12 protein-coding genes and 1 tRNA gene are annotated in these 22251 nt (G+C 68.7%); 6 read left to right on the top strand and 7 right to left on the bottom strand.

What is annotated here, in order from left to right; all coding sequences use genetic code 11:
* Positions 1-61 precede the first annotated feature (61 nt).
* Both AF1_RS05595 and AF1_RS34130 read right to left on the bottom strand, forming a co-directional pair.
* Positions 62-1606: a molybdopterin-dependent oxidoreductase gene (locus AF1_RS05595; RefSeq protein WP_067793921.1), complete on the bottom strand. Its 1545-nt coding sequence runs from the start codon at positions 1604-1606 to the stop codon at positions 62-64.
* Between the two features lie 295 nt (positions 1607-1901).
* Complete coding sequence (locus AF1_RS34130) at positions 1902-2087, bottom strand: hypothetical protein (protein ID WP_131732278.1); 186 nt, start codon at positions 2085-2087, stop codon at positions 1902-1904.
* Positions 2088-2438: 351 nt separating this feature from the next.
* Between AF1_RS34130 and AF1_RS05590 the strand changes: the two genes are divergently transcribed.
* On the top strand, positions 2439-2870 hold the full coding sequence (locus AF1_RS05590) for a hypothetical protein (RefSeq protein WP_067793920.1): 432 nt from the start codon (positions 2439-2441) through the stop codon (positions 2868-2870).
* A 137-nt stretch (positions 2871-3007) separates the two neighbouring features.
* Positions 3008-3099: transfer RNA gene (locus tag AF1_RS05585), tRNA-Ser, on the top strand.
* On the opposite strand, the gene AF1_RS34125 is transcribed toward AF1_RS05585, so the two are convergent.
* From AF1_RS34125 to AF1_RS05570, 4 genes are all read right to left on the bottom strand, one after another.
* Positions 3078-3410: a hypothetical protein gene (locus AF1_RS34125; protein WP_131732279.1), complete on the bottom strand. Its 333-nt coding sequence runs from the start codon at positions 3408-3410 to the stop codon at positions 3078-3080. The two genes, AF1_RS05585 and AF1_RS34125, sit on opposite strands and share 22 nt — an antisense overlap.
* Before the next feature lie 84 nt (positions 3411-3494).
* Positions 3495-4226: a hypothetical protein gene (locus tag AF1_RS05580; protein WP_067793919.1), complete on the bottom strand. Its 732-nt coding sequence runs from the start codon at positions 4224-4226 to the stop codon at positions 3495-3497.
* Positions 4227-4642: 416 nt separating this feature from the next.
* Positions 4643-5119, bottom strand: coding sequence for a DUF4352 domain-containing protein (locus AF1_RS05575; RefSeq protein ID WP_067793918.1), 477 nt, complete (start codon positions 5117-5119; stop codon positions 4643-4645).
* Positions 5120-5278: 159 nt separating this feature from the next.
* Positions 5279-6211, bottom strand: a complete 933-nt coding sequence (locus AF1_RS05570; protein ID WP_084262479.1) for an exonuclease domain-containing protein — start codon at positions 6209-6211, stop codon at positions 5279-5281.
* Positions 6212-6341: 130 nt separating this feature from the next.
* On the opposite strand from AF1_RS05570, the gene AF1_RS05565 reads away from it, so the two are divergent.
* The 4 genes from AF1_RS05565 to AF1_RS05550 all read left to right on the top strand — a co-directional run bounded on the left by AF1_RS05565 (position 6342) and on the right by AF1_RS05550 (position 21926).
* Positions 6342-8441, top strand: coding sequence for an N-6 DNA methylase (locus tag AF1_RS05565; protein ID WP_067793916.1), 2100 nt, complete (start codon positions 6342-6344; stop codon positions 8439-8441).
* 133 nt (positions 8442-8574) lie between these two features.
* Positions 8575-14853, top strand: coding sequence for a protein kinase domain-containing protein (locus AF1_RS05560; RefSeq protein ID WP_242608554.1), 6279 nt, complete (start codon positions 8575-8577; stop codon positions 14851-14853).
* Between the two features lie 66 nt (positions 14854-14919).
* Positions 14920-17820, top strand: a complete 2901-nt coding sequence (locus AF1_RS05555) for a DEAD/DEAH box helicase (RefSeq protein WP_067793915.1) — start codon at positions 14920-14922, stop codon at positions 17818-17820.
* A complete protein-coding gene (locus AF1_RS05550; RefSeq protein WP_067793914.1) occupies positions 17820-21926 on the top strand; it encodes an Eco57I restriction-modification methylase domain-containing protein in 4107 nt (1368 codons plus the stop codon). Before AF1_RS05555 ends, AF1_RS05550 begins: the two co-directional genes overlap by 1 nt.
* A gap of 60 nt (positions 21927-21986) precedes the next feature.
* Here the strand turns inward: AF1_RS05550 and AF1_RS35095 are convergent.
* Positions 21987-22251, bottom strand: a 265-nt coding sequence (locus AF1_RS35095; RefSeq protein ID WP_169804030.1) for an ATP-binding protein, incomplete at its 5' end; no start/stop codon positions are given.

Raw genomic sequence — 22251 nt, 5'->3', positions numbered from 1 at the left:
AGCCGGCTGATCGGCATGTTCCTCAAGCTCCCCGCGGGTCGCCCGAGGGCGGTCGCCGCGATCAGATCCGAGCGTTGAAGGACTGGTACGAGGAGTCCTCCCGGGTGCCGCCGCGCCCGTCACCCTCGGTGCGGTAATCCTCGACCCATTCGATGCTGCGGATGTATTTGATCATCTTGTAGCCGTGAATGGACTCGACCCGCAGACGCAGCGGGGCGCCGAACGTCAGGGGCAGGGGTTTGTCGTTCATGTCGAAGGCGAGGATGGTCTCATCCTCCTCGACCACTTCCGGAGGGAGGCAGGTGTAGTACGGCTCCAACGGCTTTCCGCCGTGCATCTTCTGGGCCAGCCCGAAGGACGTGAGCTTGACGTAGCGCGCGCCGGGCTTCTTCTCGACCAGGTCCAGCACGTCCTTGAGCCTCACCCCGCTCCACTTGGCGATGCCCGTCCACCCCTGCATGCACGTGTGCATGGTGATCTGCGTTTGCCGCGGCATCGCCCGCAGGTCGTCAAGGCTCAAGGAGACGGGTTCGTCGACAAGCCCGCCGATCTCAAGGCGGTAGTCCTTCCAGTCGTTCCCACGAAGACGGCCCCACTCTGGCGACTCGTCTCCCACGGGGTGACGTCCGTTGCTCCAGTGGTAGGGGGAGATGTCCTTCTCGGTCCACACCTGCTTACTGCGCTGGCGGGACACGAGGCGGTTGACCGTCATCCGCCGGATCGGCTCGGTCAGCCTCTCGAAGATCACCTGGCTGCGCCGCAGGTCCGACAGGCTCCAGTAGCTGGCCGCCAGCCACAGCACCACGACGCCCACGAGGCCGATGATGGTCATGGTCAGCGCCTGTGCGAAGCGGGCGGGGTCGGCCTCGCCGAGAACCATCTGGGTGAGGTTGTGGTCGGGGTGCACGACGAAGACCAGCGTCACGTGCATGACGGTGAACACCGCGAAGAACGCCATGCCGAGGAAGTGCAGTGACCGTGCCGCCTGGCGTCCGCCGAACAGCTTGGGGTACCAGGGGAACCGGCCGACCACGGCCGGCGACATGACCGGACCCGTCGCGATCATCAGGGGCGCCGCGATGAACACCACCGTGAAGTACATGAGCTGCTGGAGCGCGTCGTACGGCTGGAAGTGCTCAAGCGACGGGACCCCGAAGCCCGCGTAGATCTTCAGGGACTCCCAGGCGTCGGGAAAGACGCTCCAGGACGTGGGGACGATGCGCCGCCACTCGCCGGTGCCGAAGAGAAGCACGACATAGATCAGTCCGTTGAGGATCCACAGCGTGGTGACGACACCGTGCCAGTACCGCGCGATCCCGATGTTCTTGCGGCCGGGCAGGGAGATCAGTGGCGAGAGTGTGCACTCGTCGTCTCGGGCGAAGTAGGCGCCCTCCTCGGACGGGACCTTCTTTTTGGTGAAGCGGATCCATTCCGTACCGGGCCCGCAGTCGTTGCGCCAGTACAGGCGCGGATGGCTGGAGAGGATCTCGAAGCCGCTGCGGATCAGCAGCCCCATGAAGAGCAGGTTGATGAAGTGGGCCGCGCGCAGCCACGCCGGAAACCCCAGCTCAGAGTCGGCGCCCGCGGACAGGGCGACGTTGATCACTCGGTCCTCCCGTCTCCCGTTTGACCAATGACTTCTTGTTTATACAATGGGCATTTGTGAAAATCAGGGGGCTTTCGTCCCCGCTTGATCCGTGCTTTGGTCCCCCCGCATCGGCCCGAGGGTCCCGTCGGCGCGATCCTCGACAGCTGCGACAACATCGCAGAGCGTTCATGAGGGAGCAGGGTGCGACACAACGCTGGCCGGGACGCGCCCCTGAAGCCGCGCATACAAAGCCGTATCGGACGCCGCCCCTACGCAAGGTCCACGGGTCATCACACCGGTGTTCGCGGTAGCACTACCGGTTGCGCGCCCGAGAGGCACCGAAATGCCAGTGACCGACGAGGTTCTCCTCCGCCCGCGTCACTGGCGCGGGTGCGGGCTCGGTGTCGTAGCAGTCCGGAACCGGTCGGGAGCGGCGCCACGCGTCCCGGCGGGCACGCAGGTAGGCGGTGCGGGCATCGGCGTCAGCGTGAAGTGGCATCCAGGCTCCACGCGGTTGCCCGGCGGAACCCGGAGAGTCAGCCCGTTTCAGCCGTGAAATACGGCGTCTGATTCACGGAGGTCTGACGGGTCCCGACCTTGCGGATTCGCTGGCCGCGCATAGGGGGAACTGCGATGATCCGTGGTCAGATGCGCTACGGGCGCTCGCCGCGGCCAAGTGCACCGGCTCTATGGACCTGTCCGCAAATCAGCCCGCAGATGTGGGGTTATCGAAGCGTGACTTGAGCCACGGAACCCTCCGTGGTCGAAGTACGCCCAACGTGTGATCGAGGCCAGAGTGTCTAAGATTCCGGTCTCATCCGAAGTCCAACCCCCTGAAGGAGAAACCCCCATGCGTATGTCCGCCGCCAAGCTGGCCGGCGTCGTCGCGATCGGCGCCCTGATGCTCGGCTCCACGGGCTGTGGCGTGGTCGACGCCGTCGCCGGCGGGAAGAAGACGACCGCCTGCAAGAACATCGAGACGGAGCTGCGGAGCTTCTCCACCGGCGGCATGTCGATGACGTCGCCGAGCGGCGCCTCCTCGACCGCCCAGAAGTTCTCGGACACGGCCGCGAAGGTGCGGTCGGAGGGCCAGAACGCCGGCGGGGACGTCGAGACCGCCGCGACCGCGTTCGCCGGCGACCTCGACGAGACGGCCGAGATGCTGCGGAAGCTGAGCTCCGGCGACACCTCCTCCATCGGACGGCCCAACACCGCGGCCATGCAGCAGCACGGCAACGACCTGGCCAAGGCCTGCGGGTTCACCGGGTTCCGCCTGGGCTGACCGCCGTCGCCTCGCTCCCGCGGCCCCGGGAGCGGGACGTCCGGAACCGTTTCGGACTATGCTGTCGGAACCACTGGGCGCAGACTTTGCCGGTTGGCTCGCCGAACCGGTAGCCTGTGCTGAGCCTGATGGCTACTGGAGGATTCGCCTAGTCCGGTCTATGGCGCCGCACTGCTAATGCGGTTTGGGTTCACGCCCATCCGGGGTTCAAATCCCCGATCCTCCGCCACTTTCCAGCGCCTCCGTCGAGGGTGAGCACCCCCGACGGAGGCGTTTTTGGTGTCTGGTGTGGCCATCACGTCGCAGCGGCACCACGGCGGCCACCGCCTCGGCCGCGGCCTTGGCCACTTCGGGCTCAGGACGTGGAAGCGCTGTGAGAGGGAGTTTTGTTAGCGGTCGCCTCGGTTCGTAGTCGCGGACCAGGTGCCGGTGCCGCATCAGCGTGCCGTAGACCTGCTCGGCGATCCACCGCTCGGGCAGCGGCGCGAACCCGCGTGTGGCCGGGACACTGGCCGTGGCGCGCACGGTCTGGGTGTCCATGGACACCGCACCGGGGTCCTCGGTCCGCCCGGCCCACTTCCGTACCTGGCAGCGCAGCAGGTCGTGAACACCCTGCATCGAGGGTCAGTTATGCGAGTTCTCGGACGTTCGCGGTGTGCTGGGCGTCGACCCTGGCCACGACGTCGGGGGTGGGCCGAATGCGCGGCGACCGGCTCGCACGGTCAGAGTGGCCATGGCAGCGTTGGCGCCACCACCGATCACAGCGCCGATACCGAACGGTGCCACTCGACCGAGAACGACGATTCCCTGCTTGGTCCCGTACTTCGTGATGAAGTTCTTTCCCAGGATCTTGTTGATCTGACGCAATGTCTCGACTGGCACTTTGGCGACAACCTGACGTCCCCAGTGTTGCCCCGTACGCTCGGCGATCTTGCCGATGGTCTTGGAGCCGGATCCGCCGAGCATGATTCCCATCACGATCGTCCGGCGGCGCTCGATCTCGTCGATGGGGACTCCGTGGACCTCGGCGATCGAGAGCGCGAAGAGGACGCTCAACTCAAGAGATGTGAAAGTCTCGCCTGCCGTCAGTGCCAGCGCGACTCCCGTGCCGACGCCGGGCGCGGCTGCGGTTCCTCCAACTGCAGCACCCGACCCGGTCAAGGCGCTGACGTACATCCGCTCCAGATTGCGGATCACCTGCGCTGGTGCGGCCTCCGGGTTCCGCTGGCGGGCCCGGGCGATGTTCTTGAGCACCAGTGGGCTCTGAATTTCGATTGCCCTGTCCAGGAGGTCGAGGACTCGCTGCCCACGTACGGCCGCCGCCGGAACCGGTCCGTCAGGTGCGTCTGTTGTCATGCCTCGAACTCCTTTTGGGCGTCACGTTCCAAATGAGTGTCCAACTCAAGCAGCCGAGCGGGATCTCTCACCAGATGGCCGCCATGCGGAAGAAGGGCCGAAGGTGGACAGCCCGGCAAGGCATCGCCACTCGCTACAACGAGACCCCTGCCGACTGCCTCGCCTGCCTCTGCCTTCGGGCCTCGATGATCTGGATCAAGAACCTCATCAGAACTCGGTACGCGCCCCGCGTCCCCCACGCGGGCGGAGACGCTGCCGTTCCATCCGCAGAGGATCGTCTACCTGCCCGGGAAGGAGATCTGAGCCGCTGTCGATCCTCATCGGCGGTTTGCGCGCACACGAAATCTGATCATCGGCGGGGACGGGCTCCGCGTCCCGTCCCCGATCGACGCTGCGAGGCGCCGTTGACGGCCCGTTCAGGGGGCGACCTGGGCGCGGGCCGCCTCGTCGAACAGGGGGTTGGTCATCGAGACGACCTTGGGCCGGAAGTCGCCCTTCGCGCACACGAGGCCGGTGGCCTTCTCGCCCGGGGCGAGCTGCGTGGTGTCGATCTGCCCCTCGTACTCGCCGAGGGCGGTGCTGCTGTCGTGCTTGGTGTTCTTGGTGTCGGTGATCGAGAAGTAGAGGGGGTTGACCTCGAGCTGCTTCTTGGTCTGGTTGGTGACGGTGACCTTGACGCAGGACAGGGCGTCGCCGTCGCTCAGGACGCTCTTGCTGGCGTGCGCCCGCTTGGCGGTGAGCTTGATCGGGAAGGTCTTGCCCTTGGCCGCGCCGCCGCTCTTGCCCGCGGGCTTGCCGGGGTCGGACGACTGGACGGCGACCGGGTCCTGCTCGATGTTGCAGCCGGCGGTGAGGACGGCGACGGCGCAGAGGCCGATGATGATCTTGCGCATGGGGTGCTCCTGTGTGTCCGGGCGCGTTCCGCATGGCGCGCCGCCGGATGGGGGTTCGCGGGGGGAGGGGCGCCGCCGCCCGCCGGTGCTGGGCCGGCCGAGCGGGCGGGGGCGCGTTTCGGAGGGAAGCGGAGGTCGGCGGACCTCCGCATGGGCTGATCAGTTCTCGGCCACCGCGAGGAGCTCGTAGAACTCTTCGTCGTCGATGACCGTGATGTCGTGACCGGAGTCGCGGAGGCGTTCCGCCTTGGCGAGCTTCCCGGTCTTCGTCGCCCTGGGTGCGAGCTGGTGGGGTTTGATGCCGCCGACCACCAGCAGGTCGACGGACCTGGTGACGTTGTCGGACGTCCAGGCTCCGAGGGCCGCGATCCGTTTGGCGGCCACCGCCTTCGTCATGTCGGGCAGTGATCCGGTGAAGCAGATGGTGAGCCCGTAGAACGGGTTGTCCGGGTCGGCGTCGGGATCGGCGTCCGGAGACGGCTCGCGGCGGGTGGCTCCCCAGTACTTGCACCCCTGGCGGGCACCGCCGCGGTAGGAGCCCATCCGGATCCCGTGGACGGCGAGGAGGTCGTCCAGGGCGGCCGTTCCCTGCCGTTTCAGCGCGGCGAGCATCACCTGGGCCGCCGCCCGCGCGTCGTCACCGGCGTCGTGGTGGCGCGGCAGTTCGATGCCCAGGGCGTCGGCGAGCACCGGGAGCTTGTACGCGAGCAGGCCGGTCCAGGCCCGTCTTGCGACCACGAGCGTGCAGGCGAACCGGAGGTCCGGAACGGGCAGGCCGCTCGCCCGGCACGCGTCGGCGAGAACTCCGATGTCGAAGGCCGCGTTGTGCGCCACGAAGGGGGTGTCGCCGGTGAACTGGACGATGCGCTCCAGCGTCTCCGGCCAGCCGGGGGCGTCCCTGACGCGGTCCGCCGTGATGCCGTGGATGCCGACGTTGTAGGCGTCGAAGTGGTCGTGTCCGTCCGGGGGCTTGATGAGCGATGACCACTCCTCGACGATCCGTCCTTCCTTCACCTTGGCCAGTCCCACCGAGCACGGGCTTCCCCGCAGGGCGTTCGCCGTCTCGAAGTCGATCGCCACCCAACTCGTCATCCGTCGCTCCTAGCGCCGAGCCGTTGAAAGCACGACCATGAGAGCATGCTGTGAAAGCACTGTCAAATGGCTTCACTCAATTGGATGGTGTACAGTGGCGATGCTCCCGAAAGCTGATAAGGAAGTACCGATGGCATCGCAGAGCGAGCAGCTGACCGCCGCCGAGATCTCCCGGCTCGCCGGCGTGACGCGGGCCACCGTGAGCAACTGGCGCCGGCGTCACCCCGACTTTCCGCAGCCCAGCGGGGGTACGGAAGCCAGCCCCAGCTACGACCGGCGGCAGGTCGAAGCGTGGCTGAACGCGCGCGGCCGCCTCCCCGCACGTTCGGCCAGAGACGACCTGAGAACCCACCTGCGCGGACGCACGCAGCGCGACGTCGAAGCCGTAGCGCTGTTCACTGCACACGTAGCCGGGCTGGACGAGAACGAACGAGGCAGAATCACGGCGCTCGACGACGACGCGCTGATCGGGCTGCACGCGGACGCGGTGTCGTCGTCCTCCGACCCGGTGAAGCCGAGCCATGGCGACGTGCCGGCGGCGCTCCTGCGGTCGGCGGCGAACGTGATGCGACAGGAGGGGTTCCTCGCCGTCTTCGACGTCCTCGACGAGCATTCCGAAGCACCGATCGGCATCCGCGGGACGCACCCGACGCCGCCGGCGATCGCCGAGCTGATCGCCGAGCTGGCGACGGCGGGGGGCCGGCGGGTCCGCAGCGTTCTGGACCCGGCATGCGGAGGCGGACGTCTCCTCGCCGCGGTGGCGACCAGGCTCGGGCCGGGTGCACGCGTGCACGGCCAGGAGTACCGCGCCGTCACCGCCGCCCAGGCCAGGACGCGCGTCACCGGAGAGTCGCCCAAGGCGTCCGTGGACGTCCGGACCGGAGACAGCCTGCGCGACGACGCCTTCCCCGGCCTCCAGGTGGACGCCGTGGTGTGCAACCCGCCTTACGGGGACCGCGAGTGGGGGCACGACGAGCTGGCGTTCGACACGCGCTGGGCGTACGGCGTGCCACCGCGTTCGGAGCCTGAACTGGCCTGGGTGCAGCACTCGCTGGCGCATCTGAGCGACGGCGGGCAGGCCGTCCTGCTGCTCCCGCCGGCCACCGCGTCACGGCCGTCCGGCCGCCGGATCCGAGCTGAGCTGCTCCGGCAGGGAGCGCTGTGCGCGGTCATCGCGCTTCCGGCGGGCCTGGCCGTACCTCACCACATCGGGCTTCACCTGTGGATACTCCGGCGTCCCGAAGCCGACCGCCCCGGCCGGGACCCGGTCCTGCTGATGGACATGGCCGACCAGTCCGCCACCGCCGCGGACCCGGCGCCCGACCAGGGCAAGGCCGCGGACCAGGGCGCGCTCCAGGAGACGATCCGCGGCACCTGGGAGGCGTTCGGCGACTCGGCCGATTTCGCCGACATCCCGGGAACCGCCCGGGCCGTGCCCGCGATCGATCTCCTGGACGAACTCGTCGACCTCTCACCGGCACGGCACGTCCGCTCCGCGCCGGTGATCAGTCCTGACGCGGCCCTCCGGCACGTCACCGAACTCGCCGGGCGTCTCAGGGCGCATGTGGCGGCCCTGGCCGAGGCGAGCAGGATCGGGCCGTGGACATCGGCCGGTGAGACCAACCGCACCTGGCGCAGCGCCACCGTCGCCGACCTGGCCCGCGGCGGGGCGCTCGCCGTCCATCGCGGCGTCCGGGCCTCATCCGCCGATGCCCTGCCCGCCGACCTGGCAGGCCGTCCCGTCCTTCGAGCACGTGACCTGATCGGCGGGGCGCCCGCCGGCGGCGACACAGGCGAACTGCACCTGGCCGACCCGGTCACCGTCGAGACGGGGGACGTCCTCCTCACGCAGATCGTCGGCCCGCAGGGTGTCGCGACCCGCGTGGCCGATGAGGACGACGCCGGATGCCTACTCGGCAACGGCATGTTTCTGCTCCGCCCCGACCCTGGACGGCTGGATCCCTGGTTCCTCGCCGGTTTCGTCAGCGCGCCCGACAACGTCAGCCAGGCGACGACCGGCTCCTCCACATATCAGCTCGTGCCGTCCCGGCTGCGTATCCCGCTGCTCCCGCTCGATGAGCAGACCGCCTACGGTCACGCGTTCCGGAAGATCCACGAACTCCGCACCAGCGCGCGGAAAGCCGCGGCCCGCGCAAACGAGACGGCGGACCTTGTCGCCACCACTCTCAACAGCGGTGCGCTGCTTCCCCATGAAGCCGAGTGGCGATGAAGACCGGGACTTCGTCGGCATCCGGGGCTCCGCGATCTGTTCAAAAACGCGGTGTGCGCGTTAATAGGCCTGTGGTGGCCAACAAATGTCTGATGCACCCCGCCTCCACAGAGGCGAGTTGGAAGATGAAGGTGTGGCTGTGACTGTGGAGTGCATCGCGGACCGGTTCCGTGTGACGGGCCCTCTCGGCAAGGGCAACATGGGAGAGGTCCACCGCGCCGTCGATCTCCAGGCGAATGGCGGAGACCGGGACCGTGAGGTCGCGGTGAAGGTGATCCTGCGCAGCCGGACGGGTGCGGTCATCGACTCGCGCGCCGATGTGAAGGCCGTCCAGCGGTTCGAGCGCGAGGTCCGCATCATGCGGCGCCTCAACGAGCACCCGAACCTGCCTCGCATCATCGCGGGCGGCCTCGATGAGGGCGACGGCCTGCCGTTCATCGCCATGGAGCTTCTCAAGGGCCACACGTTGCGGGTGCTGACCGGTGAGCACGCCCAGCTTCCGGTGGCCTGGGCCGCGGCTCTCGGCGCGCAGATCGCGGACGGCCTGTCGGTCGCGCACCGCGCCGGGATCGTCCACCGCGACCTCAAGCCCGCGAACGTGATGCTGCTTCCCGGCGGGCAGGTCAAGGTCCTCGATTTCGGCATGGGCCGGATCATCGACGACGCCGAGGCCGGCCGGGTGACGAGCACCGGGGTCACGGTGGGCACCGCCCGCTACATGGCCCCCGAGCAGTTCCTCAACGCGGCGGTGACGCAGGCCGCCGACCTGTACGCGCTCGGCTGCATGCTGTACGAGCTGCTGACGGGTGTCCCGCCGTTCGTGAGCGAGAACGCGCTGGAGCTGGGGAACAAGCACCGCCTGGAGGAGCCGGCCCCACTGCGGCTGCTGCGTTCGGACGTCCCCGAGGACATGGCCCGGCTGGTCGAGCGGCTCCTCAACAAGCAGCCGGAGGACCGGCCGGCCGACGCGGTGGCGGTCCGCGAGGCGCTGCTTCCCTTCGCCGAGGGCGAGGCGGCGGTGGAGGACTGGGAGTCCTACGATCCGGTCCGCTACCTCGCGTCGACCGATGAGACGCCCGCGCCCGAACCGGCTCCGGTGCCGGAGAGGCCGCGTCCGGCGGGTTCGGTGATGGACGTGTTCGGCCTGCACCGGCAGCTCATCAAGGACTACCGCGAGTTCACCGAGGGCGGGACGATCATCCGCGACGACCGCATCGCCGCGTATGTCGAGAGCACCCTGGACGACAAGTCCCAGTGGCCGGACCCGTGGGTGTCGCTGAACCCGTTCTTCGCGTCGGGCGGCACCGTCTCGGAACTGAGCGGCAGCGGCAGGCTCCTGCACGAGGAGTGCGCACGCATCTTCCAGGCGGGCAAGACCCGGAAGGGCACGAAGATCAACGGGCGCCCGCTCACGCTGCACCGCCACCAGCTCGAAGCGATCGAGGCGGCCAGGCGCGAGCAGTCCTACGTCCTGACGACCGGCACCGGCTCCGGCAAGTCGCTGTCCTACATCGTGCCCATCGTCGACCGGGTGCTGCGCGAACGCGAGACCACATCGCAAAAGCGCGTCCGGGCGATCATCGTCTATCCGATGAACGCCCTGGTCAACAGCCAGGTCAATGAACTGAAGAAGTATCTGCGGGACGGCTACGGAAAAGGCAACGAGCCGGTCACCTTCGCCCGCTACACCGGGCAGGAGGACGACGAGCGCCGCAGGGAGATCCGCGAGAATCCGCCGGACATCCTGCTGACCAACTACGTGATGCTGGAGCTGATGCTCACCCGCCCGAGGGATCGCAGTTCGCTGATCCGGATGGCGAAGGGCCTGGAGTTCCTGGTCTTCGACGAGCTGCACACCTACCGGGGCCGCCAGGGCGCGGACGTCGCCCTGCTCATCCGGCGGGTGCGCGAGGCGTGCCAGGCCGAGAACCTGCGGTGCATCGGCACATCGGCGACGATGTCGAGCGAGGGCACCTTCGAGGACCAGAAGAAGGAGGTGGCCCGCGTCGCCACCATCCTCTTCGGGACCGAGGTCGACAAGGACAACGTCATCGGCGAGACGCTGGTGCGCGCCACCGGGGAGCCCCCGGACACGGTGCCGGCGCAGCGGCTGCGGACCGGCGCCGCTCCGCGCGCGTACGACGACCTGGTGAAGGATCCGCTGGCCCGCTGGATCGAGACGCGGTTCGGTCTCGCCGAGGACCCGGCGGGGCGTCTCGTCCGGCAGCAGCCCGCGAAGATCGAGGAGGCCGCCGCCGACCTCGCCGGGGAGTCCGGTGTCCCCGAAAACGATTGCGCGGAGGCGATCCGCCGCACCCTGGAGGCCGGCTCGGAGGCCCGGCACTCGGTGACCGAACGTCCGCTGTTCGCGTTCCGGCTGCACCAGTTCCTGTCCAAGGGCGACACGGTCTACGTCACCCTGGAGGACCCGTCATCGCGCGAGCTCACCCGCGACTACCAGCTCGTCCAGCCGGGGTCGGACGGCAAGATCCTCCTGCCGCTGGCGTTCTGCCGGGAGTGCGGCCAGGAGTACCTGACCGTGTGGCGGACGGATAAGGACGGCATGGTCCGCTACGAGCCGCGCCGTGACACCGCGGCGTCGGGCGGCCGCGAGGGCGACGGCTATCTGTACGTCGATTCGGGCCGGCCCTGGCCGCGCACCGTCGAGGAAGCGGTCGGCGACCGCCGCCTGCCGGAGGCGTGGCTGGAGGTGGACGACACCGGGCAGGAGGTCGTGCGCGCCAACCACCGCTCGAAGCTCCCCGTCCCCGTCCGCGTCGATCCCTACGGTGTCGAAGGGCACGGCGAACTGGACGCCGCGTTCATCCCGGCGCCGTTCCGGTTCTGCCTGCACTGCGGGGTGAGCTACGAGCAGGTCCGCGGCAAGGACTTCGCCAAGCTGGCTACGCTCGACCAGGAGGGACGTTCCTCGGCGACGTCGCTGGTGTCGGCGTCGATCATCCGTTTCCTGCGGGCGGTGCCGGAGGGCGCACTCGTCAGGGAAGCCCGCAAGCTGCTCACCTTCGTCGACAACCGGCAGGACGCCTCCCTTCAGGCCGGTCATTTCAACGACTTCGTCCAGATCACCCAGCTTCGCGGCGCGCTCTACCGGGCGGCGGTCGAGGCGGGCGACGAGGGAATCAGCCACGAGGATCTGGCGTCCAAGGTCGTCGGCGCCCTCGGCCTGGACGTCGCCGACTACACCGGCTCATCCGACCTGCCCCCGTCGATGGCCCGCAACGCGGCGCGGACGCTGCGGGACGTCGTCGCGTTCCAGCTCTACCTCGACCTTGAGCGCGGCTGGCGCGTCACCATGCCCAACCTGGAGCAGACGGGCCTGCTGAAGATCGATTACGAGGACCTCGACTGGCTGGCCGCCAAGCAGGACCGCTGGGAGACGACGCACCGGGCGCTGCGCGACGCCGAGCCGGGCCGCCGCGCCGAGATCATGCGGGCACTGCTGGACGAGATGCGCCGCTCCCTCGCCATCGACGTCCAGTACTTCCGGGACGACTTCGACAGCCTCCGCCGCGCCAGCGAGGAGCGGCTCGTCGACCCGTGGGTCCTGTCCAGAGGAGACGACCCGAAGGTCGGCACGGCCTACCCGCAGGGCTCCCGCCCCGGCATCGACCGTTCGGGCCTGTTCCTGTCGGGCCGCGGCAAGTTCGGCAAGTACCTGCGGCGCGTGCATTTCGGCGACCTGTCGGTGGACGACGCCCAGCAGCTCATCGAGGAGCTGCTCAAGGTGCTGAGCAAGGCGAACCTGGTCAAGGAGGTGTCGGTGACGCCCGGGTGGGCCAGGCGCGGCCGCCGTCCCACCGGCCCGGCCGTCACCGGCTACCGCGTCTCGGCGGCGTGCCTGGTGTGGCGGGCCGGGACCGGCGAGGTCGGCGCCCACGACCCGCTCACCCGCACCTACGCCAGCGGCGACGGCCCCCGCGTCAACGTCTTCTTCCGTGACCTGTACCGCCACACCGCCGCGGAACTCGGCGGCCTCATCGCCCGCGAGCACACCGCCCAGGTCGATCCGGAGGAGCGGCGCAAGCGCGAGGAGGCGTTCAGCGAGGCGAAGCTGAAGCTGCTGTACTGCTCACCCACGATGGAGCTGGGCGTCGACATCAGCGCCCTCAACGCGGTGATGATGCGCAACGTGCCGCCGACTCCCGCGAACTACGCCCAGCGCAGCGGGCGGGCGGGACGGTCCGGACAGCCCGCGCTCGTCACCACCTACTGCGCGACCGGCAACAGCCACGACCAGTACTACTTCCGGCGGTCCGCACGGATGGTGGCGGGCGCGGTCGCGCCGCCGCGCCTCGACCTGGCGAACGAGGACCTCGTCAGGTCGCACATCCACGCGATCTGGCTCGCCGAAACGGGCCTGGAGCTGCACAACAACATCCCGGCGATCATCGACATCAGCTATGACGAGGACTCCCGCCGCCCCGACCCGCCGCTTCCGCTGCACGACACCGTCTTCCAGGCGATTCACGACGAGGCCGCGCAGAAGCGTGCCGTGCGGGCCGCGAAGCAGGTGTTCGACGGGCTGCTGGGCGACTTCGCCGCCACGGTCTGGTGGGAGGACGACTGGATCGAGAAGACGGTCAAGGGCGCCCCAGACCGGTTCGACCGGGCCTTCGACCGCTGGCGGAGGCTGTTCAAGGCGGCGCTGGTGGACCAGGCGGAGCAGAACCGCCGCGTCCTGGACACCACGCTCTCCGACCGTGACAACAAGATCGCCGTCGGCCGGCGCCGCGAGGCGGAGACGCAGCTCGACCTGCTGAAGAACCAGTCGGCGGAGAGCCGCTCGGTGCTCTCGGACTTCGGCCCGCACCGGTACCTGGCCAGCGAGGGCTTCCTGCCGGGCTACTCGTTCCCGCGCCTTCCGCTGGCCGCCTACATCAACATGCAGGACCGCCGTTTCCGCGACGGCGACTACCTGCAGCGCCCCCGGTTCCTGGCGATCCGCGAGTTCGGGCCGGGCGCGCTGATCTACCACGAGGGCGCCCGCTACCAGGTGACCCGCATCCAGCTCCCGCCGGGCGGGACGGGCGACGTCGTCACCTCCGAGGCCCGCCGCTGCGCGAGCTGCGGCTACCACCACGACGCCACCGACAGCGCCGACCTCTGCCAGATGTGCAAGGAGCGGCTGCCCGAGGCCAAGTACGGGCTGCTGCAGATGCACACCGTCTACACCAAGGCCCGCGCGCGGATCTCCTCCGACGAGGAGGAGCGCCGCAGGGCCGGGTTCCGCCTCGTCACGTCGTACCGGTTCACCGACCACGGCGCCCGGCCGGGCCGCCAGGACGCCACGGTGACCGACGCCGAGGGGGACATCGCCACCCTGTCCTTCGGTGACTCGGCGACGGTCCGGATCACGAACCTGGGCCGGCTGCGCGCGAAGGACGGCGAGCCGGACGGCTTCTGGCTCGATCCCGCGACCGGCGAGTGGATGACCGAGAAGGCCGCGTCGGAGGCGTCCGGCGACTCCAGCGAGATGCCGGTCGTGGACGCCGACGGGAACGAGAAGAAGCACAAGAAGCGCGTCATCCCGTACGTGGAGGACCGCCGCAACATCCTCGTCGCCCAGCTCGCCCAGCCGCTGGACGAGCCGGTCGCGCTGTCGCTGATGTACGCCCTCGAACGCGGGATCGAGGCGGCGTTCGAGCTGGAGGACTCGGAGCTGTCGAGCGAGCTGCTGCCGCCCGACGAGGGGCCCCGCGACCGGATGCTGTTCACCGAGGCGGCCGAGGGCGGCGCCGGCGTGCTGCGGTTGATGCAGTCGACGCCGGGCGCGCTCGCGAAGGCGGCGAAGGCGGCCCTGGACATCTGCCATTTCGACGAGAACGGCGACGACCTCGGCGGCCCGCGATCGGGCAGTTCCGGGGGGCGCGGGGGGTCGTCCCCCCACAAGGGACCGGACCGGCCGTGCGCCCGCGGCTGCTACGACTGCCTGCTCACCTACGGCAACCAGCTCGACCACGGGGCGATCGACCGGCACGCCATCAAGGACATCCTGGTGCGCCTGTCCCGCGCGAAGACCACCGCGACCGGACGCGGCGAGTCCCGCACCGAGCAGCAGGCGCGCCTGTCCGCCCAGTCCGACAGCTCGCTCGAAAAGCGGTTCATCGCCTGGTTGAAGGAGCGCGGTCTGCGGATGCCCGACGAGGCGCAGACGTACGTCGCCGACGCGCAGGCCCGCCCCGACTTCGTGTACCGGCTGCCGGGCGTGCCGGTCGCGGTGTTCGTGGACGGTCCCGTCCACGAGCACGCCAACGTCAAGGAGCGCGACCGCCGGGCGGAGCAGCGGCTGGACACGCAGGGCTGGGAAGTGATCCGTTTCCCCCACGACGCCGACTGGGACGCGATCGTCGCCGAGACCCCGAGCTATTTCGGCGCCTCTCCCCGCACCTGATGCCCCCAGCCGCCTGATGCACCTACGACACCCACCGAGCACGACGACGCGAGGGTTCTGCCACCAATGACACAGCCGACAACGGACTACACCCCCGGTTCCCTGGTCTCGGTCCGCGACCGCGAATGGGTGGTGCTGCCCGAGAGCGCCCCGGACATGCTGGTGCTGCGCCCGCTCGGCGGCGCCGACGACGACATCGCCGCGGTGTTCCCGGCGTTCGAGGACGTCCGGGGAGCGGAGTTCGCGGCGCCGTCGCCGCAGGATCTCGGCGACTCGCGCGCCGCGGGCCTGCTGCGCAGCGCGCTGCGCATCGGGTTCCGGTCGGGCGCGGGCCCGTTCCGGTCGCTGGCCGGGATCGCGGTGGAGCCGCGCGCCTACCAGCTCGTCCCGCTGATGATGGCGCTGCGGCAGAAGACCGTCCGGATGCTGATCTCCGATGACGTCGGCATCGGCAAGACCGTCGAGGCCGGCCTGATCGCGAGCGAGCTGCTGGCGCAGGGCGAGGCGAAGGGCCTGGCGGTGCTGTGCTCGCCGGCGCTGGCCGAGCAGTGGCAGGACGAGCTGCGCGCCAAGTTCGGCATCGACGCCGAACTCGTCCTGTCCTCCACGGTCACCCGGCTCGAACGGGACCTGGACATGGGCCAGTCCCTGTTCGACAAGCACCCCCACGTGATCGTCTCCACGGACTTCATCAAGTCGCACCGGCACCGCGACGACTTCGTCCGCCGCTGCCCCGACCTGGTGATCGTGGACGAGGCCCACACCTGCGTCGCCGCCGACGACCGGGCCTCCCAGCAGAGCCAGCGCCGCTACGAGCTGCTCGAACGCATCGCCAAGGACGAGAACCGTCATCTGCTGCTGGTGACCGCGACCCCGCACAGCGGCAAGGAAAACTCGTTCCGGAACCTCCTGGCCCTGTTGAAGCCCGAGTTCGGCGACCTGGACATGAACAGCGGCTCCGACCGCGCCCGCCTCGCCCTGCACTTCGTCCAGCGGCGCCGCGCCGACATCCGCAAGTACCTCGACGAGGAGACCGAGTTCCCCGCCGACCGGTTCTTCAAGGACGAGACCTACAAGCTGTCGCCCGGCTACCGGTCGCTGCTGGAGGACGCGATCGGCTACGCGAGCGAGCGGGTCACCGTCGCCGGGGAGCAGGGCCGGCGCGAGGCCCGGATCGCCTGGTGGTCGGCGATCGCGCTGCTGCGGTCGCTGGTGTCCTCGCCGCGCGCCGCCGCGCAGACGCTGCGGACCCGGTCGGCCGCCGCGTCCGCCGCCACCGCGGAGGAGGCCGACGAGCTGGGCGCGCCGCTGACCCGCGACTCCGCCGACGGCGACGCCCTTGAGGGCCTGGACGTCGCGCCCGGCGCGGAGACCGATGACGCGGGGGCCAGGCTCGCCGCGCTCGCCGACCGCGCCGCGGACCTGGAGGGCCCGGCCGCGGACCTGAAGCTGAAGGCCCTCATCAAGCACCTGAAGGCGCTGCTCAAGGACGGCTACGACCCGATCGTCTTCTGCCGCTACATCCCGACCGCCGATTATGTCGCCGAGCATCTCAGGGGAAAGCTCGGCCGCAAGACGGTCGTCAAGGCCGTGACGGGCACCCTGTCCCCGCAGCAGCGCATCCAGCGCATCGAGGAGCTCGCCGAGGAGACGGCCGACGACCCGGACGCCCGCCGTGTCCTCGTCGCGACCGACTGCCTGTCGGAGGGCGTCAACCTCCAGCACCACTTCGACGCCGTCGTCCACTACGACCTCGCGTGGAACCCGGCCCGGCACGACCAGCGCGAGGGACGCGTCGACCGCTACGGCCAGAAGCGCGCCGAGGTCAAGGTCATCACCCTCTACGGCAGCGACAACGGCATCGACGGCAAGGTCCTGGAAGTGCTGATCCGCAAGCACCGGCAGATCCGCCAGGACCTCGGCATCTCCGTCTCCGTCCCGGACGAGGCGTCGTCGGGTGTGACGGACGCGATCGTCGAGTGGCTGCTGATGCGCCGCGAGCGCGGCGAGCAGGAGGCGCTGTTCGGCGCCGAGGACGTCCAGACCGTCAACGAGAAGGCCGCCGAGCTGGAACAGGAGTGGAACTCCACGGTCGAGCGCGAGAAGGCGTCCCGGTCCCGGTTCGCGCAGAACACCATCCGTCCCGAGGAGGTCAAACGCGAGGTCGACGCCACGCGGGACGCGCTCGGCGACGCCGGCGAGATCCGCGACTTCGTCCGCCATTCCCTCGCCGCTCTGGACGGCGTCCTCTACGAGGGCGGCGACGCCCCCGGCGACTTCGGCGCCGACCTGAGCGGGAGCCCCGTCGGCCTCCGCGACGTGCTGGCGCCGATGCTCGGAGGCGGGATCATCGAGAACGGCAAGCAGGTCCCGTTCCGGACCGTGTCGGCGGTGTCGCGCGGCGAGGCGGCGCTCGTCCGCACGGACCCGGTCGTCGGAGCGCTCGCCGGCCACCTCCTCAACGCCGCGCTCGACTCCCAGACCGACGGCCCCCGCCCGGCCCGCCGCTGCGGCGTCATCCGGACGAGAGCGGTCACCACCCGGACGACGCTGCTGCTCGTCCGCTACCGGTTCCACCTGACGCTGCCGTCCCGCGCGGGCGAGCGGCAGCTCGTCGCCGAGGACGCCCGGCTCCTCGCCTTCGAGGGCTCACCGGCCGACGCGACGTGGCTGTCCGCCGTGGACGCCGCACGCCTGCCGCACGCCACCGCCGACGAGAACACCGACCCCACCTTCGGAGAGCGGACGATGAAACGGCTCCTGGACGCCCTGCCCGACGCCGCGGAGCATCTCAACGAGTACGGCGACGGGCTCGCCGCCGAACTCCGCGACTCGCACCGCCGCGTCCGCAGCGCCGCCGGCGAGATCATCCGGGGCGTGGACGTGAAGGCGCAGAAGCCCGCCGACGTCCTCGGCGCCTACGTGTACCTGCCCGTGACCGGTGTCGTCTCCGGAGGTGCCGCCTGATGTCCGCCACCGCCCGCACGCAGATCTTCTCCGCCGTCCACACCATCGGCGGCCTCCTCCCCGCCGACATGCTCGTCAGGATTTCCGAGGGGAAGGACGTCCAGGGCTCCAAGCCCGCCGACTACGACATCTTCGGCTCGCGTTCCGTCCGCGACGAGGCCGAGCGCCACTGGGAGTACCTCAAGGCGGTGTGGAAGGAGCTGCGCGGCAAGCTGCCCGTCGCGCCGGAGGCGGAGACCCCCGCCGACCCCACCGGCCTCGCGATCCGCCAGTGGCTGGAGCCGCTGTTCGCCGAGCTGAGCTTCGGCCGCCTCACCGCCCTCGGCGCGTCCGGCATCGAGGCCGACGACGGCACCAAGACGTTCGCGATCAGCCACCGGTGGACGCACGTCCCGATCCACCTGGCCGCCTGGAACGCCCGGCTCGACACTCGCCCCGGCGGCCCCGGCACCATCCCGCCGCAGTCGCTGATGCAGGAGTGCCTGAACCGCACCGAAGCCCACCTGTGGGCCGTGCTGACCAACGGACGCCAGCTCAGGCTGCTGCGCGACTCCAGCGCCCTCGCCACCGCCGCCTACGTCGAATTCGACCTTGAGGCGATCTTCGACGGGGAGCTGTTCAGCGAGTTCGTGCTGCTGTACCGCCTCCTGCACGCCTCCCGCTTCGCCGTCGACGACGGCGCCGCCCCGTCCGCCTGCTGGCTGGAGAAGTGGCGGACGGACGCCATCGACTCCGGCACCCGCGCCCTCGACCACCACCGCGACGGCGTCCAGAGGGCCATCACCGCGCTCGGGACGGGCTTCCTCAAGCACCCCGCCAACACCGAACTGCTCCGCGACCTGGACGTGCACGCCTTCCACGGCGCGCTGCTCCGCCTCGCCTACCGGCTGATCTTCCTGTTCGTCGCCGAGGACCGCGACGTCCTCCACCCGAAGGGCACACCGGACGAGGTCCGCGAGCGGTACCGGAAGTACTTCTCGTCCGAGCGGCTCCGGCAGCAGGCGATGCGGCGGCGCGGCACCGCGCACACCGACCTCTACCAGGCCCTCAAGATCGTGCTGGACGCCCTCGGGGACGAGAACGGGCGCCCCGAACTCGGCATCCCCGGACTCGGCGGCCTCTACGACGACGCCCCCGCCGACGCCCCGCTACACGGACTCGTCCTGTCGAACGTGCACCTGCTGGAGGCCGTCCGCCACCTGTCCCGCATCCACGACGGCGACACGCGGCGCTGGCGCCCGGTCGACTACCGCAACATGGGCGCGGAGGAACTCGGCTCCATCTACGAGTCGCTCCTCGAACTCGTCCCCAAGCACAGCGCAGTGGAGCGGACGTTCGAGCTGGTCGACCGGCTCGGCAACGACCGCAAGAAGACCGGCTCGTACTACACGCCGAGTTCCCTGATCGAGACGCTGCTCGACTCCACGCTCAACCCCGTCATCGACGACGCCCAGAAGCGCGGCGAGGAAAAGGCCGCCGCAGCCGGCGAACCCGACCCCACCGAGGCGATCGTCTCCGAGCTGCTGTCCCTGACCGTCTGCGACCCGGCCTGCGGCTCCGGACACTTCCTGGTCGCTTCGGCCCGCCGCATCGCCAAGCGCGTCGCCGCCGTCCGCGAGAACAACCCCGAACCGACGTTGGACGCGGTACGCCACGCGTTGCACGAAGTCATCGCGCGGTGCGTGTACGGGGTTGACCTCAACCCGATGGCCGTCGAACTGGCCAAGGTGTCGCTGTGGCTGGAGGCCCTGGAGCCTGGCAAGCCCCTGGGGTTCCTAGACGCGCACGTCAAACTCGGCAACGGCCTCGTCGGCGCAACCCCGGTCCTACTGAAGGATGGCATTCCGACGAAGGCGTTCAAGCCGGTCGAGGGTGACGACGCTGCCTACGCCAACTTCCTCGCCAAGCAGAACGATAAGGAGCGCGGGGGACAAGGCGGCCTGTTCGACCTGTTCGAGGAGACGAAGGTCGCCAACACCGCCTTCGCTGAGAGCCTGCGGCGCATCACCGCTGCCCCTTCCAACACCCTCCGGGACGTCCACCGTCAGGCCGACGCGTACGAGGAGTGGAAGTCCTCGGCCGAGTACACCCATGCCGTGCATATGTCGGACGCTTGGTGCGCCGCCTTCATGTGGCACAAGACCAAGGACGCCCCGACCCCGATCACGCACGACGTCTTCCGCGCCTTCCAGGACCCGAACGCGACGGCCGCCGGTCAGGACGTCCACGACGAGATCGTGCGGCTGAAGGAGCGGTACCACTTCTTCCATTGGCACCTGGAGTTCCCCGAGATCTTCACCGTCCCGGACAAGGGCGGTAGCGCGGAAGTAGACCCGGCCACCGGCTGGGCGGGCGGCTTCTCCTGTGTGCTTGGTAACCCGCCGTGGGACAAGGTCGACTTCGAGGAGAAGAAGTACTTCAGCGTTGTCGAACCTCGGATCGCCGAGTTGTCAGGCGCGCAACGCAAGACCGCAATCGCCGACTGGGAACGCGAGAACCCTGGAGGAAGCAGGCATTTCCGCGCCGCACGTCGCATGGTGAAGTCGACATTCCTCTTCGTTAGCGGCTCGGAAGCTTTCCCGCTGTGCGCCAAAGGTCTCACCGTCAAGGGTGTCAACTCGCTCCAGACGGACCAACTCTTTGCTGAGCGATTCGCATCCATCGTGGCACCCGAGGGGCGTTTTGGCTGCATCATCCCGACAGCTATCGCCACAGGTGCAGGAGCACAGCACCTCTTCAGCGCCTTCACGCAGCGCGGTGCGGTTGCGTCCCTGTACGACTTCGAAAACAGCAAGCCTCTCTTTGTTGGAGTGCACTTCAGCTATAAGTTCTGCTTGATTTCTTTCGTCGGTCGAGACCTTCGGGAATCAGCAGCTCAGTTCGCGTTCTTTCTTCAGGACTCGAGCGTCCTCGATCAGCCGGATCGAGTCTTCACACTCAGCCCCGAGGAGATCGCGCTCATCAACCCCAACACTGGGACGCTCCCAATCTTCCGTTCCCGCCGCGATGCCGATCTAACCGCCACAATCTACCGACGAGTCCCAGTTCTATGGGACGAGACTGCCAAGAATGGCAATCACTGGAAGGTCGCATTCAAGAATCACTTCAACATGACAGACGATTCCGACCTCTTCCACACCAAAGAGCAACTTGAAGGCGACGGATGGGAACTCATCGGGAATGCATTCACACGCGGCGAAAGAAAAATGCTTCCCGTCTATGAAGGAAAGATGATCCACCACTTTGACCACCGATTCAATTCATATTACGATATCGGCAATGAAGACCATCGCCGCACGTCCCTCAATGAGAAGCAGGATCCATCTACGGTAGTTTACCCGCGCTACTGGATTGCATATGAAGGGCAGATACTCACCACCCGAAAAGGGAAAGAGGTCAAGGTAGACGGCGTTGCGCGCCGCCTGGGGGAACTCGACTGGGATCGACCGTGGCTTGTTGGTTGCCGCGACGTCTGCCGCAGCACTGACGAACGCACCGCCATCCCAGCGTTCTTGCCGCTATCAGCCGTAAGCTACACGTTTCCCCTAATGCTGCCCTATCAGACTGCTCCGCTGGCAGCAGCGTTGATCGCTGCTCAATGCTCCTTCGTCTATGATTACGTGGCACGCCAAAAGGTCGGCGGAATCCATCTGACTCGCATCACTCTCAAGCAACTTCCCGTCCCCACACCACAGGACCTCGCCCCACACACAACATTCCTGAAGTCGCGAGTACTTGAACTCATCTACACCGCGTACGACATGTCTCCGCTCGCTCGTGACCTCGGGGACTCTGGGGAACCGTTCCGGTGGGATGAGGAGCGGCGGGCTCAGATCCGCGCCGAGCTGGACGCCTATTTCTTCCACCTCTACGGGATCAGTCGTGAGGACGCCGATTACATTCTGGAGACCTTCCAGACGGAGACCGGCGGACTGAAGAACAACGAGATCACCAAGTATGGGACGTATCGCACGAAGGATCTCGTGCTCGCCGAATACGACCGGATGGCGGCTGCTGGAGTAGACCTCGACAAGCCGCTGGTGGACGGAGAGAACTTCACGTCCACGCTCACCCCGCCACCGGGGCACGGGCCTCGGCACGGGTAGTGGGCTTGGCCGGTAATGCGCGGAGGGACGGCCCCCTCCCACCGCCCCTCCGCGCGGTCTTCACGGGTTGAGAACCGCGAAGATGACCTTGCCGGCGTTACCGGCCAGCGGCCGGACGCCCCAGCACAGGGCGAGCCGGTCCACGATGAACAGGCCACGGCCGGCCTCACTGGTCGCGTCCGCCTCCTGCATGTACGGCAGAGCGCAGGCGGCGTCCTGGACCTCCATCCACAGCCCGCCGTCCTCGGTGCGGTCCAGCCGCAAGGTCACATCGTCATCCGACGCGGACGCATACCGCAGGGCGTTGGTGACCAGTTCGCTCGCC

The sequence above is a fragment of the Actinomadura formosensis NBRC 14204 genome (assembly GCF_001552155.1).
GTDB lineage: Bacteria > Actinomycetota > Actinomycetes > Streptosporangiales > Streptosporangiaceae > Spirillospora > Spirillospora formosensis.
The sequence above is the reverse complement of the archived record's forward strand: the minus strand, read 5'-3'. Positions and strand labels throughout refer to the sequence as shown.